The sequence below is a fragment of the Lacinutrix sp. WUR7 genome (assembly GCF_016864015.1).
In the GTDB taxonomy this organism is placed as follows: Bacteria; Bacteroidota; Bacteroidia; order Flavobacteriales; family Flavobacteriaceae; genus Oceanihabitans.
The window spans coordinates 2,073,968-2,090,999 of sequence record NZ_CP045067.1 but is presented as its reverse complement, the minus strand read 5'-3'; the positions used below and the strand labels follow the sequence as shown (position 1 = coordinate 2,090,999).

The following is a 17,032-nucleotide window of genomic DNA, read 5'->3' as shown; positions in this document are numbered from 1 at the left end:
TGTTTCGTGTTTCGTGTTTCGTAAAAACTAATCTAAATAAAACATATCATCATTTCCTGATTCTCCCTTTTTACCAAGGCTATTAAATTTCCAACTAAAACTTAACATAAAGTATTGTTCTAAAACAGTACTCTGAGCATCTTGAATATAGTCTTCGGTAGCAGTACGTCTTGCATTGGTATTTTGCCCCAATACATCATAGGCTTTTAATGTAACTACTCCTTGATCTTTTAAAACGGAATATGCTAATGTAGAATTCCAGAACCAAGCACTTTTTTGAAAACCTGCTGCTATATTTGGATTATAATTGTATTTAATATTATTTCTCCATTCTAAATTTTTAGGCAAAAAAGTAGCCGTTTCAATATCTAACGAATGATACAAAAACTCTCTATCCTCAAAGGCTTCAATATCATATTTATTCTTGGTAAAAGAGACGCTATATCTAGGTCTAATTTCTAATATATCTTTTACCGTATAGGTTATTGTAATTCTTGGTGAAACAGAGGCTACATTACTTGCATATTGCACTTCGTTATTAAAATTAATATTTTTATTATAATTACCATAGGCACCAACACTGTACTTCAGGCTACGTAAACTATCTATTTTCTTTTTTTTACTGAAACTAAAGCCTCCTCTTAATCTTTTTCCACCACTAACATTAGCGTAGGTAGTTTCTCTTACATAATCTTCATTGATTGTGGATTTGGAAACAATTTGATTTTCATTAAAAACGGCACTTAAATTAAAATAAAATCCGGTTCCTTTTTGAAAATCGAAAGCATTATAATTAGAATACAAACTATGTGTGGTAGTTGGATCTAAATTAGGATTACCAGTAATGGTATTTAAAGGATTAGAAACATTTTGAAAGGGCTGTAATTGCTGAATTCGCGGTGAACTATTACGCATTCTATAATTCATATAAAAAGTAGCCTTTGGACTAAATCTATACCGCATATAAGAACTTAATTCTACTGCCTGAAACTTTCGTTTTAGACTTAAACTAGGTCTTAAAAAGTCGGAATTTCTTAAAGATCTAAAAACGTAATTAGAATTTATTCTTGCCGATAATTTTTCTTTTTTAAGATTTAACGAAATCCCAGGACTGCTTTCTTGATCTACATACTCAAAATCGGTACTTAGTTCGGTATTAAACGAAGTAAAATTATCACTAATAAGGTCTCTATCAAAAGTACTTTTTAGGTCATTTCGTTTGTCTCTTTTAAAGTCATATTCAAAATTAATAAAGAGTTCCTTTGGGATAATTGGTAATCTATATGCAATTTCTGCAGCAAAACTATTTAATTTATTTTCTCCTTCTGTGAATTGATCTCTTGTTATATCCTCTGGATTTTCACCATAAATATTGGTTTCTGAAGTTAAAAAATCATCCGTATTATTAACATTAAATTTGTTGATGATTTCAAATTTAAGATAAGCCCCATTACTTCCTATTTTCTTTGTTACATCTATTTTATTACTAAAATTATTTCCATAAGATGACACAAAGGATGCAGCATTAGATTGATTGGTTAATGTGTTATCGGAATCTAAAGACTCTTCCGATCTATTATAACGTGTTTCGCTTTTAGAATACCTAAAAGAAGGCTTTATATTAACAAGTAAAGTAGAATCTAGTTCGACATCAAAATCTATATTAGCGCTATGGTTATAGTTATCATTTTGTGAATTAGAGATAGCATTAGTAAAATAACTACCATCTGGCAAAAAGTTTTCGCGTTCTGTAGTTGTTTTATCGTCAGAGCTACTAGCAGAATAAAAGTAATCGGAAGAAATATCTACTTTATCACTTAACTCATCTGCATAATTTACACCTATATTTTTGGAAGTAGTAATTCCTTTTCCGCCTCCAAAACTTCTACCATCTATTGCAAAAGAACCATTGCTGTTAAAAGACATACTATTTCCTCCTCCAAACATTTTACGTATTTCACCAAAACTAAATCCTGGGGAGTTGGTATTGTTTCCTCCTACTAAAACACTTACCCGTTGGTCATTATTAAAACGATTGAGCATTCCAGCAAACTCGTAAGTTTTTTGGGTTCCTGCTCCTGCCGAAACTCTACCAAAAATACCTTTATTGTTTTCTTCTTTTATAGTAAGATTGATGGTCTTATTTTCATCATCTCCATCTTCACCAGCATAGGCTTGTGCTTTGGTTTTTGTATCTACAATTTGTATTTTTTCAATAAGATCTTTAGTCAGATTTTTTGTGGTAATTGTAGGGTCATCCCCAAAGAAAGGTTTACCGTTTACCAGAATTTTATTGACAGGCTTACCATTTACTTTTATACTACCATCTTCTTCTACCTCAACTCCTGGTAGCTGTTTTAGTAAATCTTCAACCGTTGCATCTTTCTTTGTTTTAAATGAGTTTACATGAAACTCTAAAGTGTCTTTTTTAATAGTAATTGGCGCCGTAGATTTTATGACTACCTCATCTAAACTATTACTCGCTATTAGATTTAATTGGCCTAAATTTATTCCGGAAGTATTTAAATCTACCTGTTTATAATAGGTCTGATAGCCAACATACGAAACATACAAATTGGCTTTTTTATCTGCTGATTTTTCTTCTAACGTAAAGCTCCCTTTTTTATCTGAAATAGTATAGGTTATTAAAGAACTGTCTTTTACACGTTCTAAATAAACGGTTGCAGACTCTAAGGGCATGTTATCTATTTCTGAAATAATAGTACCAGAAACTTTAAAATCTTTGGTTTGTGAAAATGAAAAAGTGGCGCATAGAAATATTATACAGGAAAATATTTTCTTCATGATTGGTTTGATTGATGAATAGCAGTATAGTTACCTAAAACGAATATAGGTAGACTTTAGTGCTCATTATCTTAAAAAAACGATAAAATTATGTAAGATTCAGATTACTTCTTACGCATATAAACACTTATTGGAACACCATGGAAATCGAATTTCTCACGTAATTTATTCTCTAAGAATCGTTTATAAGGATCTTTTACGTATTGTGGTAAGTTACAGAAAAATGCAAATTGCGGTTGTGGAGTTGGCAATTGCATGATGTACTTAATTTTCACAAACTTAGCTTTAAGAGCTGGTGGCGGACGATTTTCTATAATAGGTAACATCACCTCATTAAGCACACTTGTTTTAATACGTTTGCTTCGGTTTTTGTAAACCTCTACAGCAGTTTCAATTGCTTTATAGATACGTTGTTTATTTAACACAGAAATAAATACAACTGGCACATCTGTAAAAGGTTCCATTTGTTTTTTGATTTCGCGCTCAAATTCTTTCATGGTTCTGTTGTCCTTGTCTTCTACTAAATCCCATTTATTGACTAATACAACAATACCTTTTCTGTTACGTTCTGCTAACCAAAAAATATTTTGTACTTGACCATCAAATCCACGAGTAGCATCTAAAACTACCAGACAAACGTCACAATGTTCTATTGCTCTAACGCTTCGCATTACAGAATAAAATTCTAAATCTTCTTTTACTTTCGATTTCTTTCTAATTCCTGCAGTATCTACAAGGTTAAATTCAAAACCAAAACGATTGTATTTTGTATCTATAGAATCTCTAGTTGTTCCAGCTACATCGGTAACAATGTATCTATCTTCTCCAATTAATGCATTAATAAAAGAAGATTTTCCTGCATTAGGACGACCAACTACAGCAAAACGAGGAAGCGCTTCGGCCTCTTCTTCTTCTTCTTCCACTTCTGGTAAAGCTTTTACAAGATCATCTAATAAATCACCTGTACCACTACCATTTATACTTGCAACGGTATAATACTCACCAAGACCTAAAGAATAAAATTCTACAGCATCTTCGGCACGTTTACCATTATCTACTTTATTTACTACTAAAAATACGGGTTTTGTTACTTTACGAAGTAATTTAGCAACATCTTCATCCATTCCTGTAACACCAGATTCTACATCTACCATAAAGATAATGGCATCTGCTTCTTCTATAGCTAAAACTACTTGCTTATCGATTTCTGCTTCAAAAACATCATCGCTTCCTTTTACATATCCTCCTGTGTCAATTAACGAAAATTCTTTTCCGTTCCAATCACTTTTACCGTAATGTCTGTCTCTAGTTACACCACTTACTGCATCTACAATGGCTTCTCTACGCTGAATTAAACGGTTAAAAAATGTTGATTTTCCAACATTTGGTCTTCCTACAATAGCTACTATATTACTCATAATTTCATGTTTTATCTGCATTACATATCCTGTAAGCGAGTGCAAATGTAGTGTTTAGTTATTGATTTTATCTCTTTTTTTTTCAATTCGCTGAAAAATCATTTTTCAGAATCTCTTTTATTTCCTTTTCTCCTTTATCTACTCACGTTATGCAACTTATAAAAGAAACCTTAATGGGGTATTAAACCTTCATTTTCGCTTCCTTAAAAAAAATCTAAACAAATTAGTAGAAAAAACGGTACATTGAAACATTAAAAATCTGTAAAATGTCTTTAACCAATGAAATAGTATTAAGACCACGTTTTAAATTTGATGTAAATGTGGATAACGAAACGCTTTTAAAACTTTTTGAAGACACTAAAAACGCACAAACCGATTTTATAGTATCTCGAATAGATGATCATGTTTTTATTAAAATACCTAAAGCTAAACAACACTTTTGGTCGCCACAATTGCATTTAGAAATCAATAAAAACGAAACCACTACAAATAGTACTGTTTATGGTTTATTTGGTCCGAACCCAACGGTTTGGACTATGTTTATGTTTTTCCATTTTATAGTTATCGGACTGTTTTTTGGCTTTGGTGTTTGGGCATATACCAATTGGTCTTTAGACACCAATTACTCTTTACAACTAGCAATAACCCTATTTATGGTAATCGTTTGGATTGCGCTTTATTTTGGTGGACGCATTGGAAAAAAAACAGGAACAGACCAAATGCACGAACTGCATACTTTTATGCGAGACACGTTAAGAAGTAAAGGTATTCACGCCATGCATACCTAGTTCTAATTTTAAAATAACACATAAAAAAAGCCTTAGTTTTTACTAAGGCTTTTTTTATGAGAGATGTTTTTACTGTTCGTTTTCATAAAAACTAACGGTACCACTATCTTCATTAGAAACGACTAACAAATCGTTTCCTGTTGGACTAGTTATCGCTGGAATAATTAAAACGCCTTCTGGTGCTTCGTCCCCTGCATGGGATAAAATAGATAAAAATGTTGGTGCAGTTGGATTGGTAATATCATAAACCATTACTTGATCTGTACGTTCTAAACCTACAAAAAGAATGTATCGTTCATTGCCAATATTTAAAACCTCTACGGCTTCTGGTTCTGCACCTTTATCATCACTTCTTTTATCTTCATCATTAAACCTATTAGGTGTTAATGCTAAAGTTTCTGTAGCGATACTGTTTCCGCTATCATACACTAAGTTTCCGTTTGCAGACCATACACTAAAAGATCTTGCACCATACGAATAGATAATATCATTATCGCCATCATTATCTATATCTCCCAAAGTTTTTGTTGTTTTTAAACGCCCTAGGTTTATTTCGTTTTGGTAATCTTCCGTTAGCGGAAAAATAGTTTCGTCTAAAGTTAAATCGTCTACTCTATCTTCTTCCGAAAAGCCATCATAATCTCTGGAATCTCCTTCATTAGCTGAAATAATATAATCTGTACCATTAATATTTACATTCACAATAGCGTCTGGTTGATACATCCCAAAAACGGGCCAATTTTTTAATGTGGTAAGACCATCTTTATCACTAACATCAAGTTCATTACCAGCAATACTATGATCTTTAAATCCGAAAGGATAAATAGCTTCAATAGTTTTAGATATTAAATTTACTTTAGCCATTCCGTTATTTTCTTGTAGGGAAACCCAAGCGGTTTGTGAATCTTCAGAAATGGCAACATATTCTGGCTCTACATCTTGTGCTAAAGTTGCGCCAGGACCAAAAACTCGGAAACCTTGCGCTTCAAGCGCTGCTTGTTGTGCATTAAAACTTGTAAAATCTAAAGTGGTGGTTGTACTATCGGCTAAATCTATAATGCTAATAGTTCCCATAGGATCTACCGTATAGTCATCATTTGGTTCTCCTTCATTAGCCGAAATAATTAAATTTCCGTCTTTGGAAAAAGTTACCATATCTGGTAATGCCCCTACATTATACTCATTTAATAAAGAGTCATCCGCTGTATTATACACTAAGATTTTTCCTGGATTTTGCTTCACGGTAGCCTCTACAGCTATTGCTAATTTTCCATCTTTAACAGCAACACTATTTGGCGCTCCGTAAACACTTAAATTTATTGGAGCCTCTTGTAAAGGTGCGTTTATATCTGAAATATCAAAAACAGATATCTGATTGGATGCTACATTAACAACATATAACTTATTTGTGACTGCATCAAAAGCGGAGATTTCTGACGCTCCTTCTCCTCCAACATTAATGGTAGATTTGTATTGAAAATTTACCGTAGTGTTTAATGGCGTGTCTTGCGAATTACTGTTGTGATCGTTATCACAACTAGAAAATATTGCAATACATAATACTAATAAAAGTGTGTTTATTTTTTTCATATTTGGTGGGTTTATTTATCCTCCAAATATGCTGCATCCATTTTAAGTTAATGTTAGCTTAATAAAAAGAAACTATTAGCAATGCTTAGTTATTGTAACCAAAACGTTTCAGCTGTCTTTGATTGCTTCTCCAGTTTTTATTCACTTTCACATAAAGTTCTAAATGAATTTGTTTACCAAAGAATTTTTCTAAATCTTTTCTAGCTTCTACTCCTACTCTTTTTAAAGCAGCTCCTTTATGGCCAATAATAATTCCTTTTTGTGTTTCTCTTTCCACCATAATTACAGAACGAATACGAATGATTTTTTCTTCTTCAAAAAATTCTTCGGTATCTACCTCTACTGCATAAGGAATTTCCTTTTTGTAATGTATTAAGATTTTTTCTCTAATATTCTCGTTTATAAAAAAACGTTCTGGCTTATCTGTCAGTTGGTCTTTTGGATAAAAGGCTGGTGATTCTGGGATTAAATCCAGAATACGATTAAACACCTCTTTTACATTAAAACCTTCTAAAGCGGAAATAGGAAAAATTTCTGCATTAGGCACTTTTTCTTGCCAAGTTTGCACTTGTTCTTCTAATTGTGCTTGATCGGATTTATCAATTTTATTAAGAAGTAATAAAACTGGAATTTTTGAATTGGTAATTTTTTTAAAAAAGGCTTCGTCTTTTAATTCTTTTTCTCCAATTTCTACCATGTAGATCAGTACATCTGCATCTTCAAATGCTGATTTCACAAAATCCATCATAGATGCTTGCAACTCATAAGCTGGCTTGATAATACCAGGAGTATCTGAAAGAACTACTTGAAAATCTTCTCCATTTACAATACCTAAAATTCTATGACGCGTAGTTTGCGCTTTAGAGGTAATGATAGATAGTTTTTCGCCTACAAAGGCATTCATTAGTGTAGATTTACCAACGTTTGGGTTTCCAATTATATTTACAAAACCTGCTTTATGTTTCATTTTATTTCCTTTTAATAGATTGCAAAGTTACGACCTTGGTTTGTTTATACCTCTATCTTACATAACAATACTTCCTGCAACGGATACATTTAGACTTAATTGCGATTTAAATTTAACCAAGAAATGGCTTTTTTCTATGGCTTGTTTCGATAACCCATGATCTTCTGCGCCTAATAAATACACACAACGTCTAGGATGATGAAAGGTTTCTAAAGCACAGCTGTTGGGTCTAACTCTACACCAACCAACCTAGCTCCTTTTGGGATATTGTTATAAAAATCTTCGAAGGTATCATAATGAAAATATGGCATTGCCTTTACCGCATTGTGTGTATCGCAAGCTTGTTTAGCATATCTATTTCCTATTGTAAAAATATAACTCGCTCCTAGATTTTGAGCTGTTCGCCAAAGTACACCTAAGTTTTCGGGGGGTTTTCCGTTTTGAATTCCGATTCCGAAATATTCATTTTCAAAATTATCTACCATTTTACAAAAGTAAAATTTTATGGATAAATTAGAAAATTAACCTTTTATAATTCCTTTTAAAGGAAAGGCATTATTTGCTAATTTTTCTTTGGTACTATTATAGCCAAGGTCAAATATAGCGTCCATACTTTTCATATTAAAAGTACTAAAACGGATTAATTCTTCTGGTGATATTACCAGATTGCAATCTGAAAACTTTGCTATAGCATGCGATTCAGCCATAATTTTATATGCTCTTTCTAGCACGGAATAGGAATGCCTTAAGCTTTTCGCTTTAATTGGTTTTAAAGGATTTACATACACACCAATAATAGTTTCACATAACTCTTTTAAAGGTTCTGTTGGAAAATTATTTAGCACTCCTCCATCGATATAATGGGATTTTTCAATAGTAACAGGAGTAAAAACACCTGGAAAAGAAGCAGATGCGAGTATTGGTTTTATTAATTCGCCAGAGTTAAAGACTTTTATTTTTCCTGTTTCAATATTAGTAGCTGTAACAAATAGCGCTTTTTTTAAACTATTAAAATCATCTTCGGGAAAACAACTATTAAACTCCTCTGCTAGTTTTTCGGTATCGATAAAACCTGGTTTTTTAAAGGTAAATTTATTGGTTCTAAAAATAGGTATTGTTTTAAAAAAGTGCAGTATCTCTTGCCAACTTAAACCTGCAGCATACAGACCGCCAACTATTGCGCCTGCACTTGTACCAGAGATATGCGTAGGATATATTCCTGCTTCTTCTAATGCTTTTATAGCTCCAATATGCGCTACTCCTCGAACTCCGCCACCGGATAAAACTAATCCTATATTCATTTTTCTGAGAATTTACTCACTACTTAATAACTACATCTATTTGGCTATCATTTGAAAGCTAATTAATCCGCCATCAATTTCTGCTCTGATAAGCTTTCCTTTTTTATAGTAATAAATGTTTTCTTTTCCTTTAGCGTTTACCTTCTTATAGGTATGATCTCCTAAAGGAATAATGGTATTTATACTTCCATCTTCTTCCGAAAAACAAGAAACAACATCTTTTGGTTCCTCAAAATACATTAAAATAGTACTGTAATTAATGGTTTCATCATAAAACCTTGCTTTATCATCATTTTGTTTAATTAGATAATGATCTCCTTGCCACTCTGTGCTTGTTTCTGCATGTGGTTTATTATTTATTGTGATATAAACATCTGCCTTTTTTAAATTGTGATTATTAAAAACCACATTGTATTTATAATTTACAGAAAGATCTGTTATAAACCTAGTACTGATATTAGTAGCACTCTGATAATGAATTTTAGAATCTTTAAAGGTTTTGGACGCCTGAAGCTGCCCTACAATCTTTTCTTTTAAAACGATATCGAATTTTAAATGGGTATCATTTGTATTTAAATTTAGATTATGAAAAGATAAAACATGGAATATGATCAAGTACCAAATCATGGAAAACAACTTTTAATATTGGACTACAAATTACCGAAATTAATTTATTAGAAAACTACTAATAACATATATTTACCATTAATTATCTCTTTTCACAAAACAAAAAAGCAGGATGTAAATTAGATTACAACCTGCTTTTAATACGACAATATTCTTCTTATTAAAAAATAAGGAATATTGTTTTAGTTTCCTTTATTATAGTCTTCTAAAAACTTAGCTAAACCACTATCTGTTAAAGGGTGTTTTAATAATCCTGTAATAGAAGATAAAGGCCCAGTCATTACATCTGCTCCTATTTTAGCACAGTTAATCACGTGCATCGTATTACGAATAGATGCTGCTAAAATTTGTGTTTGAAATCCGTAATTATCATAAATAATTCTAATTTCATCTACAAGGTTTAAACCATCAGTAGAGATATCATCTAATCTTCCTAAGAATGGAGAAACATAGGTTGCTCCAGCTTTAGCAGCCAATAATGCTTGTCCTGCTGAAAACACTAAAGTTACGTTGGTTTTAATTCCTTTATCTGAAAAATACTTACAAGCTTTTACACCATCTGCAATCATAGGAAGTTTTACAACAATCTGTGGGTGTAATGCAGCTAAAGCTTCCCCTTCTTTTACCATACCATCAAAATCTGTAGCAATAACTTCTGCCGAAACATCGCCTTCTACTACTTCACAAATCTTTTTGTAGTGGTTTAAAATATTCTCTGCTCCGGTAATTCCTTCTTTCGCCATTAAAGACGGATTGGTTGTTACCCCATCTAAAACACCTAAATCTTGTGCTTCTTTAATTTGGTCTAGGTTTGCAGTGTCTATAAAAAATTTCATATTTATTATGTTATACGGTTTGTAAATATTCTAATACTTGTTTGCTTACTTTTTCTCCAGTAAAGCCAAATTTCTCGTCTAATACTTTTGCTGGTGCAGAATAACCAAAGTGATCTAAACCAAAAACTTTACCAGAATCACCAACTAAACCTTCTAAATTTACTGGTAAACCTGCTGTTAAACCAAATAATGGTTTGTCTTTAGGAATCACGCTGTTTTGATATTCCTTAGATTGTAATCTAAAAACACCCTCTGAAATTACAGAAGCGATATTCACTTTTAAATTATTCTCTTTTTCTAATATTTCTGCTGCAGCAAATAATGTTGCAACTTCCGATCCGTTTGCTATTAAAACCACATCTGGATTTGCTACTTCTTTCACTAAGTAACCACCTTTTTCGGCAGCTAAAGCTTCGTTATATCTAGAATCTTTTTGAGGTTCTATATCTTTAATACCTTGTCTAGATAAAATTAAACCTGTAGGTCTGCTTTTGTTTTCTAAAGCCATTTTCCAAGCAACGTTAGTTTCTGCAGAATCTGCAGGACGTAGCGCTAAGAAACTTGGATCTCCACTATGATTTTTTAATTTCTCTAATAAACGTATTTGCGCTTCTTGCTCCACTGGTTGGTGTGTTGGTCCATCTTCACCTACTCTAAACGCATCATGTGTCCAAACATATTTTACACCTAATTCTTGAAGAGCAGTTAAACGAATTGCTGGTTTCATATAATCGGAGAACACAAAGAATGTTGCTACTACAGGAATAACTCCTCCGTGTAATGCCAATCCGTTTGCTACACAAGCCATCGTTAATTCTGCAACTCCTGCCTGCAAGAAAGAACCTGTAAAATCACCTTTTTGTATTGCGTGTGTTTTCTTTAAGAAACCATCTGTTTTATCTGAATTGGATAAATCTGCAGAAGAAACAATCATGTTTTCTACATTTTCCGCCAAATAACCTAGCACTCCAGAAGAAGCAGCTCTTGTTGCCAATCCTGCTTTATGTTCTATAGTTGAAAAATCTAATTCTGGTAACTCACCAGACAAGAAGAAGTCTAATTTAGTCGCTAATGCTTCGTTTGCATTTCTCCATGTAGTAATTTCAGCTTTCTTCTCTGCTGCTTTCGCCGTTTTTTCAGCTACAATGTTTTTATAAAATGCCTGAACATCTTCATAAATATCAAAAGGACTTTCTGGATTAGCACCTAAATTCAATAATGTTTTTTCGTAATCTGCATCTGTATTACTTATTGGTTGTCCGTGAGATTCACAGTGACCTTCATACTTACTTCCATCTGCAGTAACACAACCTTTACCCATTATTGTTTTACCAATAATTAAAGTCGGTTTTTCTGTTTCGTTATTTGCATCTGTTAATGCTTTTCTAATTTCGTCATGGTTATGACCATCAATTGTAACTACTTTCCAACCCCAAGCTTCATACTTCATTGCGGTATTTTCTGAAGTTACCTCATCTGTAGAAGTAGATAATTGAATATCATTAGAATCGAAAAACATAATAAAATTACTCAGTCCTAAATGACCAGCAATTCTTCCTGCTCCTTGCGATATTTCTTCTTGAATTCCACCATCAGAGATAAAACCATATACTTTATGATTCATCCATTCTCCAAAACGAGCTTGAAGGTATTTTGCAGCAATTGCAGCACCAACTCCCATAGTATGTCCTTGACCTAACGGTCCAGAAGTATTTTCTACACCTCTTGCAACATCTACTTCTGGATGACCAGGAGTATTAGAACCCCATTGTCTAAAGTTTGCTAAATCGTCTTTTTTGTAGTTTCCTAAAAGATAATACTGCGCATACATTAAAGTAGATAAATGACCAGCATCCATAAAAAAGCGATCTCTAAAAGGCCATGTCATTTCTGATGGATCGTAGTTAAAGAATTCGGAATACAGAATATGCATAAAATCTGCTCCACCCATTGGACCACCAGGATGTCCTGATTTGGCTTTTTCTACCATGGCTACTGCCAAGGCTCTTATGTTATCTGCTGCTTGTTGGTCAATTTGCTTGTTCATTTTTTATATTTTAATACGTTTAATAAACTTAATAATTTATTTAATTAACGATACAAAGATGCTGATTATTTCATGAAATTAATAGTTAATCTCCTATAAATTATTAAGGTTATTACCATTTTATAAACATCTTCTATTCGTTCTAATAAAATAAAAACGGAAAGCCTTGTTTCGAGTATTAAAATAGCAAAAATGAAATCCTTAGATTTATTCTCTATTTAGTAAACGCATTTGCTTTTCATCTTTTAGTATCCCTTTAAAAATTTCAAACAATTGCATTTTCAGATTTTTATAGTCGATAAAAAATTCGCTTATCACTTTAATAAGTTCTTTATGCTCTTTTTTATACCCTAATTCTTCTTTTGGCTGTTTTACATTATCTACTAAAAGCTCTAAATCATTGATATGTGTTTGAACAATCTCTAAAAGCTCGTCGTTTCTTTTTTGTGATCGGTTTAAAACATCAACAATTTCTTTATTATTTGCAAATTCATTTTTGTCTATTAATTGTAGGGTATAGGTTTTTACTAAATCATCAAAAAAGAGTTGTTCGTCTTTAATGAAGCTTAATTCGGAATACCATTTTTTAGATGCTTCATGCATTTCTGTAGCATTCATTAGTTCTAAGTATTTCTCTTGTGTTTTTGTAGTTATCATAATATTTTATTTTAAAAAGTTAAAAAAAATCGATTTTAAAGCATGTTTCTAATACGTTTAAATCAAGGTTTGTTCAGAATCGAAAAGTTTCGGAATTGTAGCATTCCAGTTATAAGTATCTTTAATTTTCACTCTAAAAGCATCCAATGCTGTGGGCTCTCCGTGAATTAGATATATTTTTTCTGGAGCATTTTTGATATTGCTCATCCAGTTTATTAAATCGTTTTGATCGGCATGGGCAGAAAGACTATCTATCTTTTTAATGGTTGCTTTTACCGGATAATATTTTCCGAAAAATTTAATTTCATGTGCACCTTCTTCCAACTGTCGTCCGCGAGTTCCTTCTGCCTGATAACCAACCAGAAGTACGGTTGTTGAAGCATGATCTATTAGTTGTTGCAAATAAGTTAAAACACGTCCACCAGTTACCATACCACTTCCTGCAATAATTATTTTAGATCTTTTATCATCTATGGTCTGCCAAGTTTCTTTGTATGATTGAATAATATTCACATGATTACACATGGCTTTATAATCTGCCAGCGATAATTTATGCCATTTAGGAAAACGTTTAAAAACATCTAAAACGTTATTTCCCATAGGGCTATCCACAAAAATTGGAATATTTGGAATTTTATTTTCTTTATATAGTTTCCAAAGAATATACATTAGTGTTTGCAGGCGCTCTACGGCAAAACTTGGAATAATTAGGTTTCCATTTTTATGTATGGTTTCTTTTATTATTTCTGAAAGCACAGCTTCTACATCTTCCTTAGGATGTAATCTGTTTCCATAGGTACTTTCAATAAATAGAAAATCTGCCCATTCTGGTTTTTTAGGATCGTTCAATAAATAATCATCTGTTCTACCGATATCTCCAGAAAAAACGAAACGTTTTCCGTTAATATCTAACTCGATAAAAGTTGCTCCAATAATATGTCCGTTATACTGAAAACGATACGAAATATTGTCGGTAAACGAAATCCATTTATCTGGCACCTCCACTTGAAAGTGCATTATGGTTCTTTCGGCATCTTTAATAGTATAAAAAGGAAGCGCTGGATGGTGTTTTGTAAACTTTTCTTTATTTGCTTTATCGGCTTCTTCTTCTTGAATTTTAGCGCTATCTTTAAGTATGATTTCGGCTATTGCTAATGTTGGAGCTGTGCCAATTATTTTCCCTTTAAATCCTTGTTTTAACAACCTTGGTAAATAACCAACGTGATCTAAATGTCCATGGGTTAGTAAAACGACATCTATATCTTCTACTATTACTGGCAAGTTCTCCCAATTGCGTTCCCGAAGTTCTTTAAGACCTTGAAACATACCACAATCTATAAGTATATTTTTCCCAAAAGCTTCTAATAAGTATTTGGATCCTGTAACTGTTCCTGCTGCACCTAAGAATGTTATTTTAGCATAATCTGACATGATTTTATTATTTTAGTTATTACAAAGTTTTTTAATTTCTTGTAATATTTTAGTTTTTCTTATTTCTGAAATCCCTAAATGATCTAAAAAGAAAGCATCATCTAACAAATCTCTACATAAAACAACATCTCTACTTAGTAAGAATTGTTTTTCTCTATTGGTTAATAGCGTAGATACGGTTACTGGATAAAGTCCTAGTCTATCTATTCGATCCTTTAACCCATCATTTTTAGGGTAATCCCAACTTAACAAGTATAAACCTGCACATTTACCAAACTGGGTTGCATCTTCTGTAAAACGCGTATTTGTAACCACCCAACCACTAGTTATTTTAGAAGCATTATTTTTATTCCCATTCCAATGGGTTCTAACATCTATATATCTTGAGTTGATATATAGCGGAATTTTAACATTACAGTTAAGACCTTGCTCATTATGAAACTTACATTCTATTAATGTTGTCTCATTATTTTTATGTGCTAACACATCAATTTCGTGCTTCACACAATCCCCTTGTATAATATCTCCTGTTGTTGTTTTATAACCAGAGTATTTTAAAATAGCACTTATAAAATTTTCAAAAGGAAACCCTGTAGGACCTAGTTCATATATTGCTTTTTTTAGCTTGTATTTTGAAGCGAAATAACTGTGTTTCTTTTTTAATAATGCAAAGGCTCTGTTATAGATTTCTTTGGTGGAAATACCTTGATACAATTCATCTCTAACAACATTTAAAATCTTACTAACTGTTTCATTATCTGCTCCTGTGTGTTGCAAAGAATTACGCAATTTATTCAAGGAGAATTTCACTTTTTCTCCTGAAGATTTTATTATATCCATGTCTACATTATCCATTAATTAAAGTTTTAAATTATTCTGGAATCACCAAAAAAGGTATGATAGGATGAAAACTTATCTTTTTAAGAACAGGCTCGTTAATAATACTTTCAATAAAACTGTGTTTATAATTTACCATAACAAGTATATTAATGTTTAGTTCTTCAATAAAATCATTAATTACAGTTGCTTTTTTAGCATAATTAGGCATCCAATGAAAACTATGTTCTACTTGATTTAAGTATTCGTCTAATTCATTAATATTATATCGTTGTACTTGGTTTAGTTCTTTTTCTTCTTCAATATGCACAATTCTAATTTTAGAATTATACAATTCGGTTAGGTTTCGCAACACTTGAATTTCTTCACCTTTATAAAAACGATTATAGTCTGTTGGAAAAGCAATTTGGGTTGGTTTTACAAAATCAAACTCATCTGGAACTACCATAATCGGACACGTTTTTACTTTATTTAAAACATGAACCGTGTTGCTTCCAAAAAGCACCTTTTCATTTTTTGATGCTCCTTTGGTTCCCATAATCACCATATTAATATGATGCTTTTCTATATTCTTTTTAATAGCAACTTCTATCTTCTCGGAACATAAAACAACTTCAAATTCATGATTTTCATTCGCATTAGAAACACTGGCTTGTTCCTTTAGTTCTAATAAATTTTTAGTTGCTTCCTGCTTTAATTCCTCCAAAAAATGCCCTGTTACTAAGCTTCTTCTATGCAATGCTTCATTATCTATAGTGTTAAGAAAGTAAAATACGCAAGACTCATTTGCATATAACTTTAATGCATATACTATGGCACTCCATGCATTATCTGAAAAATCTGTAGGTAATAATATCTTTGTTTTCATTTTTAAAATTTATTGTTTAGAAGGTATTACCAAAAACGGAGTAGTTAGTCGGAATCCTATTCGTTTTATTGTGGATTTAAAGAATATGTTTTCAAAAAAAGAATGTTTATTATTGATCATTACCAATAGATTAATTCTAGATTTTCTTTGAAATTCATTAATCGCTTCATCGATGTTTTTATTTTTAACATCATGAAATAGATGCGCAACATTTTTAAAATACCCCTCTAGTTTCGCTTTGTTTACTTGTTGTTTTTTGGAAAGCGCTTCTCCAAAATTCACATGAAGAATATTCACTCGAGAATGATATTGAGAAGCCAAATTGACTATTGGTAGTATTTGACTATCTTGAAAATCTACTTCATAATCTGAAGGAAATAATACTTCATGAGGTGCTTCAAAATAAAAGCCACTTGGAATAGCTAAAACTGGTGACTTCACAGAATTAATAACATGTATTGTATTAGAACCAAATAGAACACCTTTTACATCTGATGCTCCTTGTGTTCCCATAACAACCATATCTATATTCTTAGATTTCACAAGTTCTTTTATTTCAGAGATTAAGCTGTTAAATGTAGAAATCGTTTCAATGGTATGTTTCGCATTAAAATACGTTTTATGTATCTCATCCTTAATCGCAGACAAACCATTTAAAGAACTGTTCCTTACAATATCTAATAATTCAAATTGTGCTGAACTAGCTTGCATAAACTCCATTTGATAAACAACTGGCGTGTATGTATTTAAAATATAAAAAGTGCATTCTTCATCTTTAAACAACTTTAATGCATAAACAATAGCATTCATTGCATTCTCTGAAAAATCGGTTGGTAATAATATTTTTTTCATGATATTTA

The 17,032-nt window shown here is 31.9% G+C and carries 14 protein-coding genes and 1 pseudogene; 1 reads left to right on the top strand and 14 read right to left on the bottom strand.

Going from position 1 to position 17,032, the window contains the following annotated elements:
• Positions 1-27: 27 nt before the first annotated feature.
• Positions 28-2,805 (bottom strand): outer membrane beta-barrel protein, encoded by a 2,778-nt coding sequence (locus tag FG167_RS09090; RefSeq protein ID WP_203458004.1) that lies wholly within the window; start codon positions 2,803-2,805, stop codon positions 28-30.
• 104 nt (positions 2,806-2,909) lie between these two features.
• The gene (gene der / locus FG167_RS09085; protein WP_203458003.1) at positions 2,910-4,223 is read right to left on the bottom strand and encodes a ribosome biogenesis GTPase Der; all 1,314 of its coding nucleotides are present in this window, start codon (positions 4,221-4,223) and stop codon (positions 2,910-2,912) included.
• 266 nt (positions 4,224-4,489) lie between these two features.
• Here der and FG167_RS09080 point away from each other — a divergent pair, with 266 nt between their 5' ends.
• Positions 4,490-5,011, top strand: coding sequence for a GTP-binding protein (locus FG167_RS09080; protein ID WP_203458002.1), 522 nt, complete (start codon positions 4,490-4,492; stop codon positions 5,009-5,011).
• A gap of 69 nt (positions 5,012-5,080) precedes the next feature.
• Here FG167_RS09080 and FG167_RS09075 read toward each other — a convergent pair whose 3' ends face one another.
• The 12 genes and pseudogenes from FG167_RS09075 to FG167_RS09020 form a co-directional block, all read right to left on the bottom strand.
• On the bottom strand, positions 5,081-6,601 hold the full coding sequence (locus FG167_RS09075) for a choice-of-anchor I family protein (RefSeq protein ID WP_203458001.1): 1,521 nt from the start codon (positions 6,599-6,601) through the stop codon (positions 5,081-5,083).
• An 85-nt stretch (positions 6,602-6,686) separates the two neighbouring features.
• On the bottom strand, positions 6,687-7,568 hold the full coding sequence (gene era / locus FG167_RS09070) for a GTPase Era (protein ID WP_055444521.1): 882 nt from the start codon (positions 7,566-7,568) through the stop codon (positions 6,687-6,689).
• Between the two features lie 57 nt (positions 7,569-7,625).
• Positions 7,626-8,053, bottom strand: a pseudogene (locus FG167_RS09065) (RNA methyltransferase).
• Between the two features lie 36 nt (positions 8,054-8,089).
• Positions 8,090-8,869 carry a patatin-like phospholipase family protein gene (locus FG167_RS09060; protein WP_203458000.1) on the bottom strand — a complete coding sequence of 260 codons (780 nt, stop codon included), beginning with the start codon at positions 8,867-8,869 and terminating at the stop codon, positions 8,090-8,092.
• A 36-nt stretch (positions 8,870-8,905) separates the two neighbouring features.
• Entirely contained in the window at positions 8,906-9,496 is a 591-nt protein-coding gene (locus FG167_RS09055) for a DUF6134 family protein (protein ID WP_203457999.1), read from the bottom strand.
• Between the two features lie 182 nt (positions 9,497-9,678).
• Positions 9,679-10,332, bottom strand: a complete 654-nt coding sequence (fsa, locus tag FG167_RS09050) for a fructose-6-phosphate aldolase (RefSeq protein ID WP_055444517.1) — start codon at positions 10,330-10,332, stop codon at positions 9,679-9,681.
• Positions 10,333-10,342: 10 nt separating this feature from the next.
• On the bottom strand, positions 10,343-12,379 hold the full coding sequence (locus tag FG167_RS09045; protein ID WP_203457998.1) for a transketolase: 2,037 nt from the start codon (positions 12,377-12,379) through the stop codon (positions 10,343-10,345).
• 207 nt (positions 12,380-12,586) lie between these two features.
• Positions 12,587-13,036 carry a hypothetical protein gene (locus tag FG167_RS09040; RefSeq protein WP_203457997.1) on the bottom strand — a complete coding sequence of 150 codons (450 nt, stop codon included), beginning with the start codon at positions 13,034-13,036 and terminating at the stop codon, positions 12,587-12,589.
• Positions 13,037-13,093: 57 nt separating this feature from the next.
• Positions 13,094-14,467 carry an MBL fold metallo-hydrolase RNA specificity domain-containing protein gene (locus FG167_RS09035; protein ID WP_203457996.1) on the bottom strand — a complete coding sequence of 458 codons (1,374 nt, stop codon included), beginning with the start codon at positions 14,465-14,467 and terminating at the stop codon, positions 13,094-13,096.
• A 12-nt stretch (positions 14,468-14,479) separates the two neighbouring features.
• Positions 14,480-15,322, bottom strand: a complete 843-nt coding sequence (locus FG167_RS09030; protein ID WP_203457995.1) for an ATP cone domain-containing protein — start codon at positions 15,320-15,322, stop codon at positions 14,480-14,482.
• A 16-nt stretch (positions 15,323-15,338) separates the two neighbouring features.
• The gene (locus FG167_RS09025; RefSeq protein ID WP_203457994.1) at positions 15,339-16,172 is read right to left on the bottom strand and encodes a universal stress protein; all 834 of its coding nucleotides are present in this window, start codon (positions 16,170-16,172) and stop codon (positions 15,339-15,341) included.
• A gap of 9 nt (positions 16,173-16,181) precedes the next feature.
• Positions 16,182-17,024, bottom strand: coding sequence for a universal stress protein (locus FG167_RS09020; protein WP_203457993.1), 843 nt, complete (start codon positions 17,022-17,024; stop codon positions 16,182-16,184).
• Positions 17,025-17,032: the final 8 nt, after the last annotated feature.

What these genes read in the sequence shown, in the direction of transcription:
- FG167_RS09090 (WP_203458004.1), bottom strand. Translation starts at nt 2,805, where the DNA reads ATGAAGAAAATATTTTCCTGTATAATATTTCTATGCGCCACTTTTTCA.
- der (WP_203458003.1), bottom strand. Translation starts at nt 4,223, where the DNA reads ATGAGTAATATAGTAGCTATTGTAGGAAGACCAAATGTTGGAAAATCA.
- FG167_RS09080 (WP_203458002.1), top strand. Translation starts at nt 4,490, where the DNA reads ATGTCTTTAACCAATGAAATAGTATTAAGACCACGTTTTAAATTTGAT.
- FG167_RS09075 (WP_203458001.1), bottom strand. Translation starts at nt 6,601, where the DNA reads ATGAAAAAAATAAACACACTTTTATTAGTATTATGTATTGCAATATTT.
- era (WP_055444521.1), bottom strand. Translation starts at nt 7,568, where the DNA reads ATGAAACATAAAGCAGGTTTTGTAAATATAATTGGAAACCCAAACGTT.
- FG167_RS09060 (WP_203458000.1), bottom strand. Translation starts at nt 8,869, where the DNA reads ATGAATATAGGATTAGTTTTATCCGGTGGCGGAGTTCGAGGAGTAGCG.
- FG167_RS09055 (WP_203457999.1), bottom strand. Translation starts at nt 9,496, where the DNA reads ATGATTTGGTACTTGATCATATTCCATGTTTTATCTTTTCATAATCTA.
- fsa (WP_055444517.1), bottom strand. Translation starts at nt 10,332, where the DNA reads ATGAAATTTTTTATAGACACTGCAAACCTAGACCAAATTAAAGAAGCA.
- FG167_RS09045 (WP_203457998.1), bottom strand. Translation starts at nt 12,379, where the DNA reads ATGAACAAGCAAATTGACCAACAAGCAGCAGATAACATAAGAGCCTTG.
- FG167_RS09040 (WP_203457997.1), bottom strand. Translation starts at nt 13,036, where the DNA reads ATGATAACTACAAAAACACAAGAGAAATACTTAGAACTAATGAATGCT.
- FG167_RS09035 (WP_203457996.1), bottom strand. Translation starts at nt 14,467, where the DNA reads ATGTCAGATTATGCTAAAATAACATTCTTAGGTGCAGCAGGAACAGTT.
- FG167_RS09030 (WP_203457995.1), bottom strand. Translation starts at nt 15,322, where the DNA reads ATGGATAATGTAGACATGGATATAATAAAATCTTCAGGAGAAAAAGTG.
- FG167_RS09025 (WP_203457994.1), bottom strand. Translation starts at nt 16,172, where the DNA reads ATGAAAACAAAGATATTATTACCTACAGATTTTTCAGATAATGCATGG.
- FG167_RS09020 (WP_203457993.1), bottom strand. Translation starts at nt 17,024, where the DNA reads ATGAAAAAAATATTATTACCAACCGATTTTTCAGAGAATGCAATGAAT.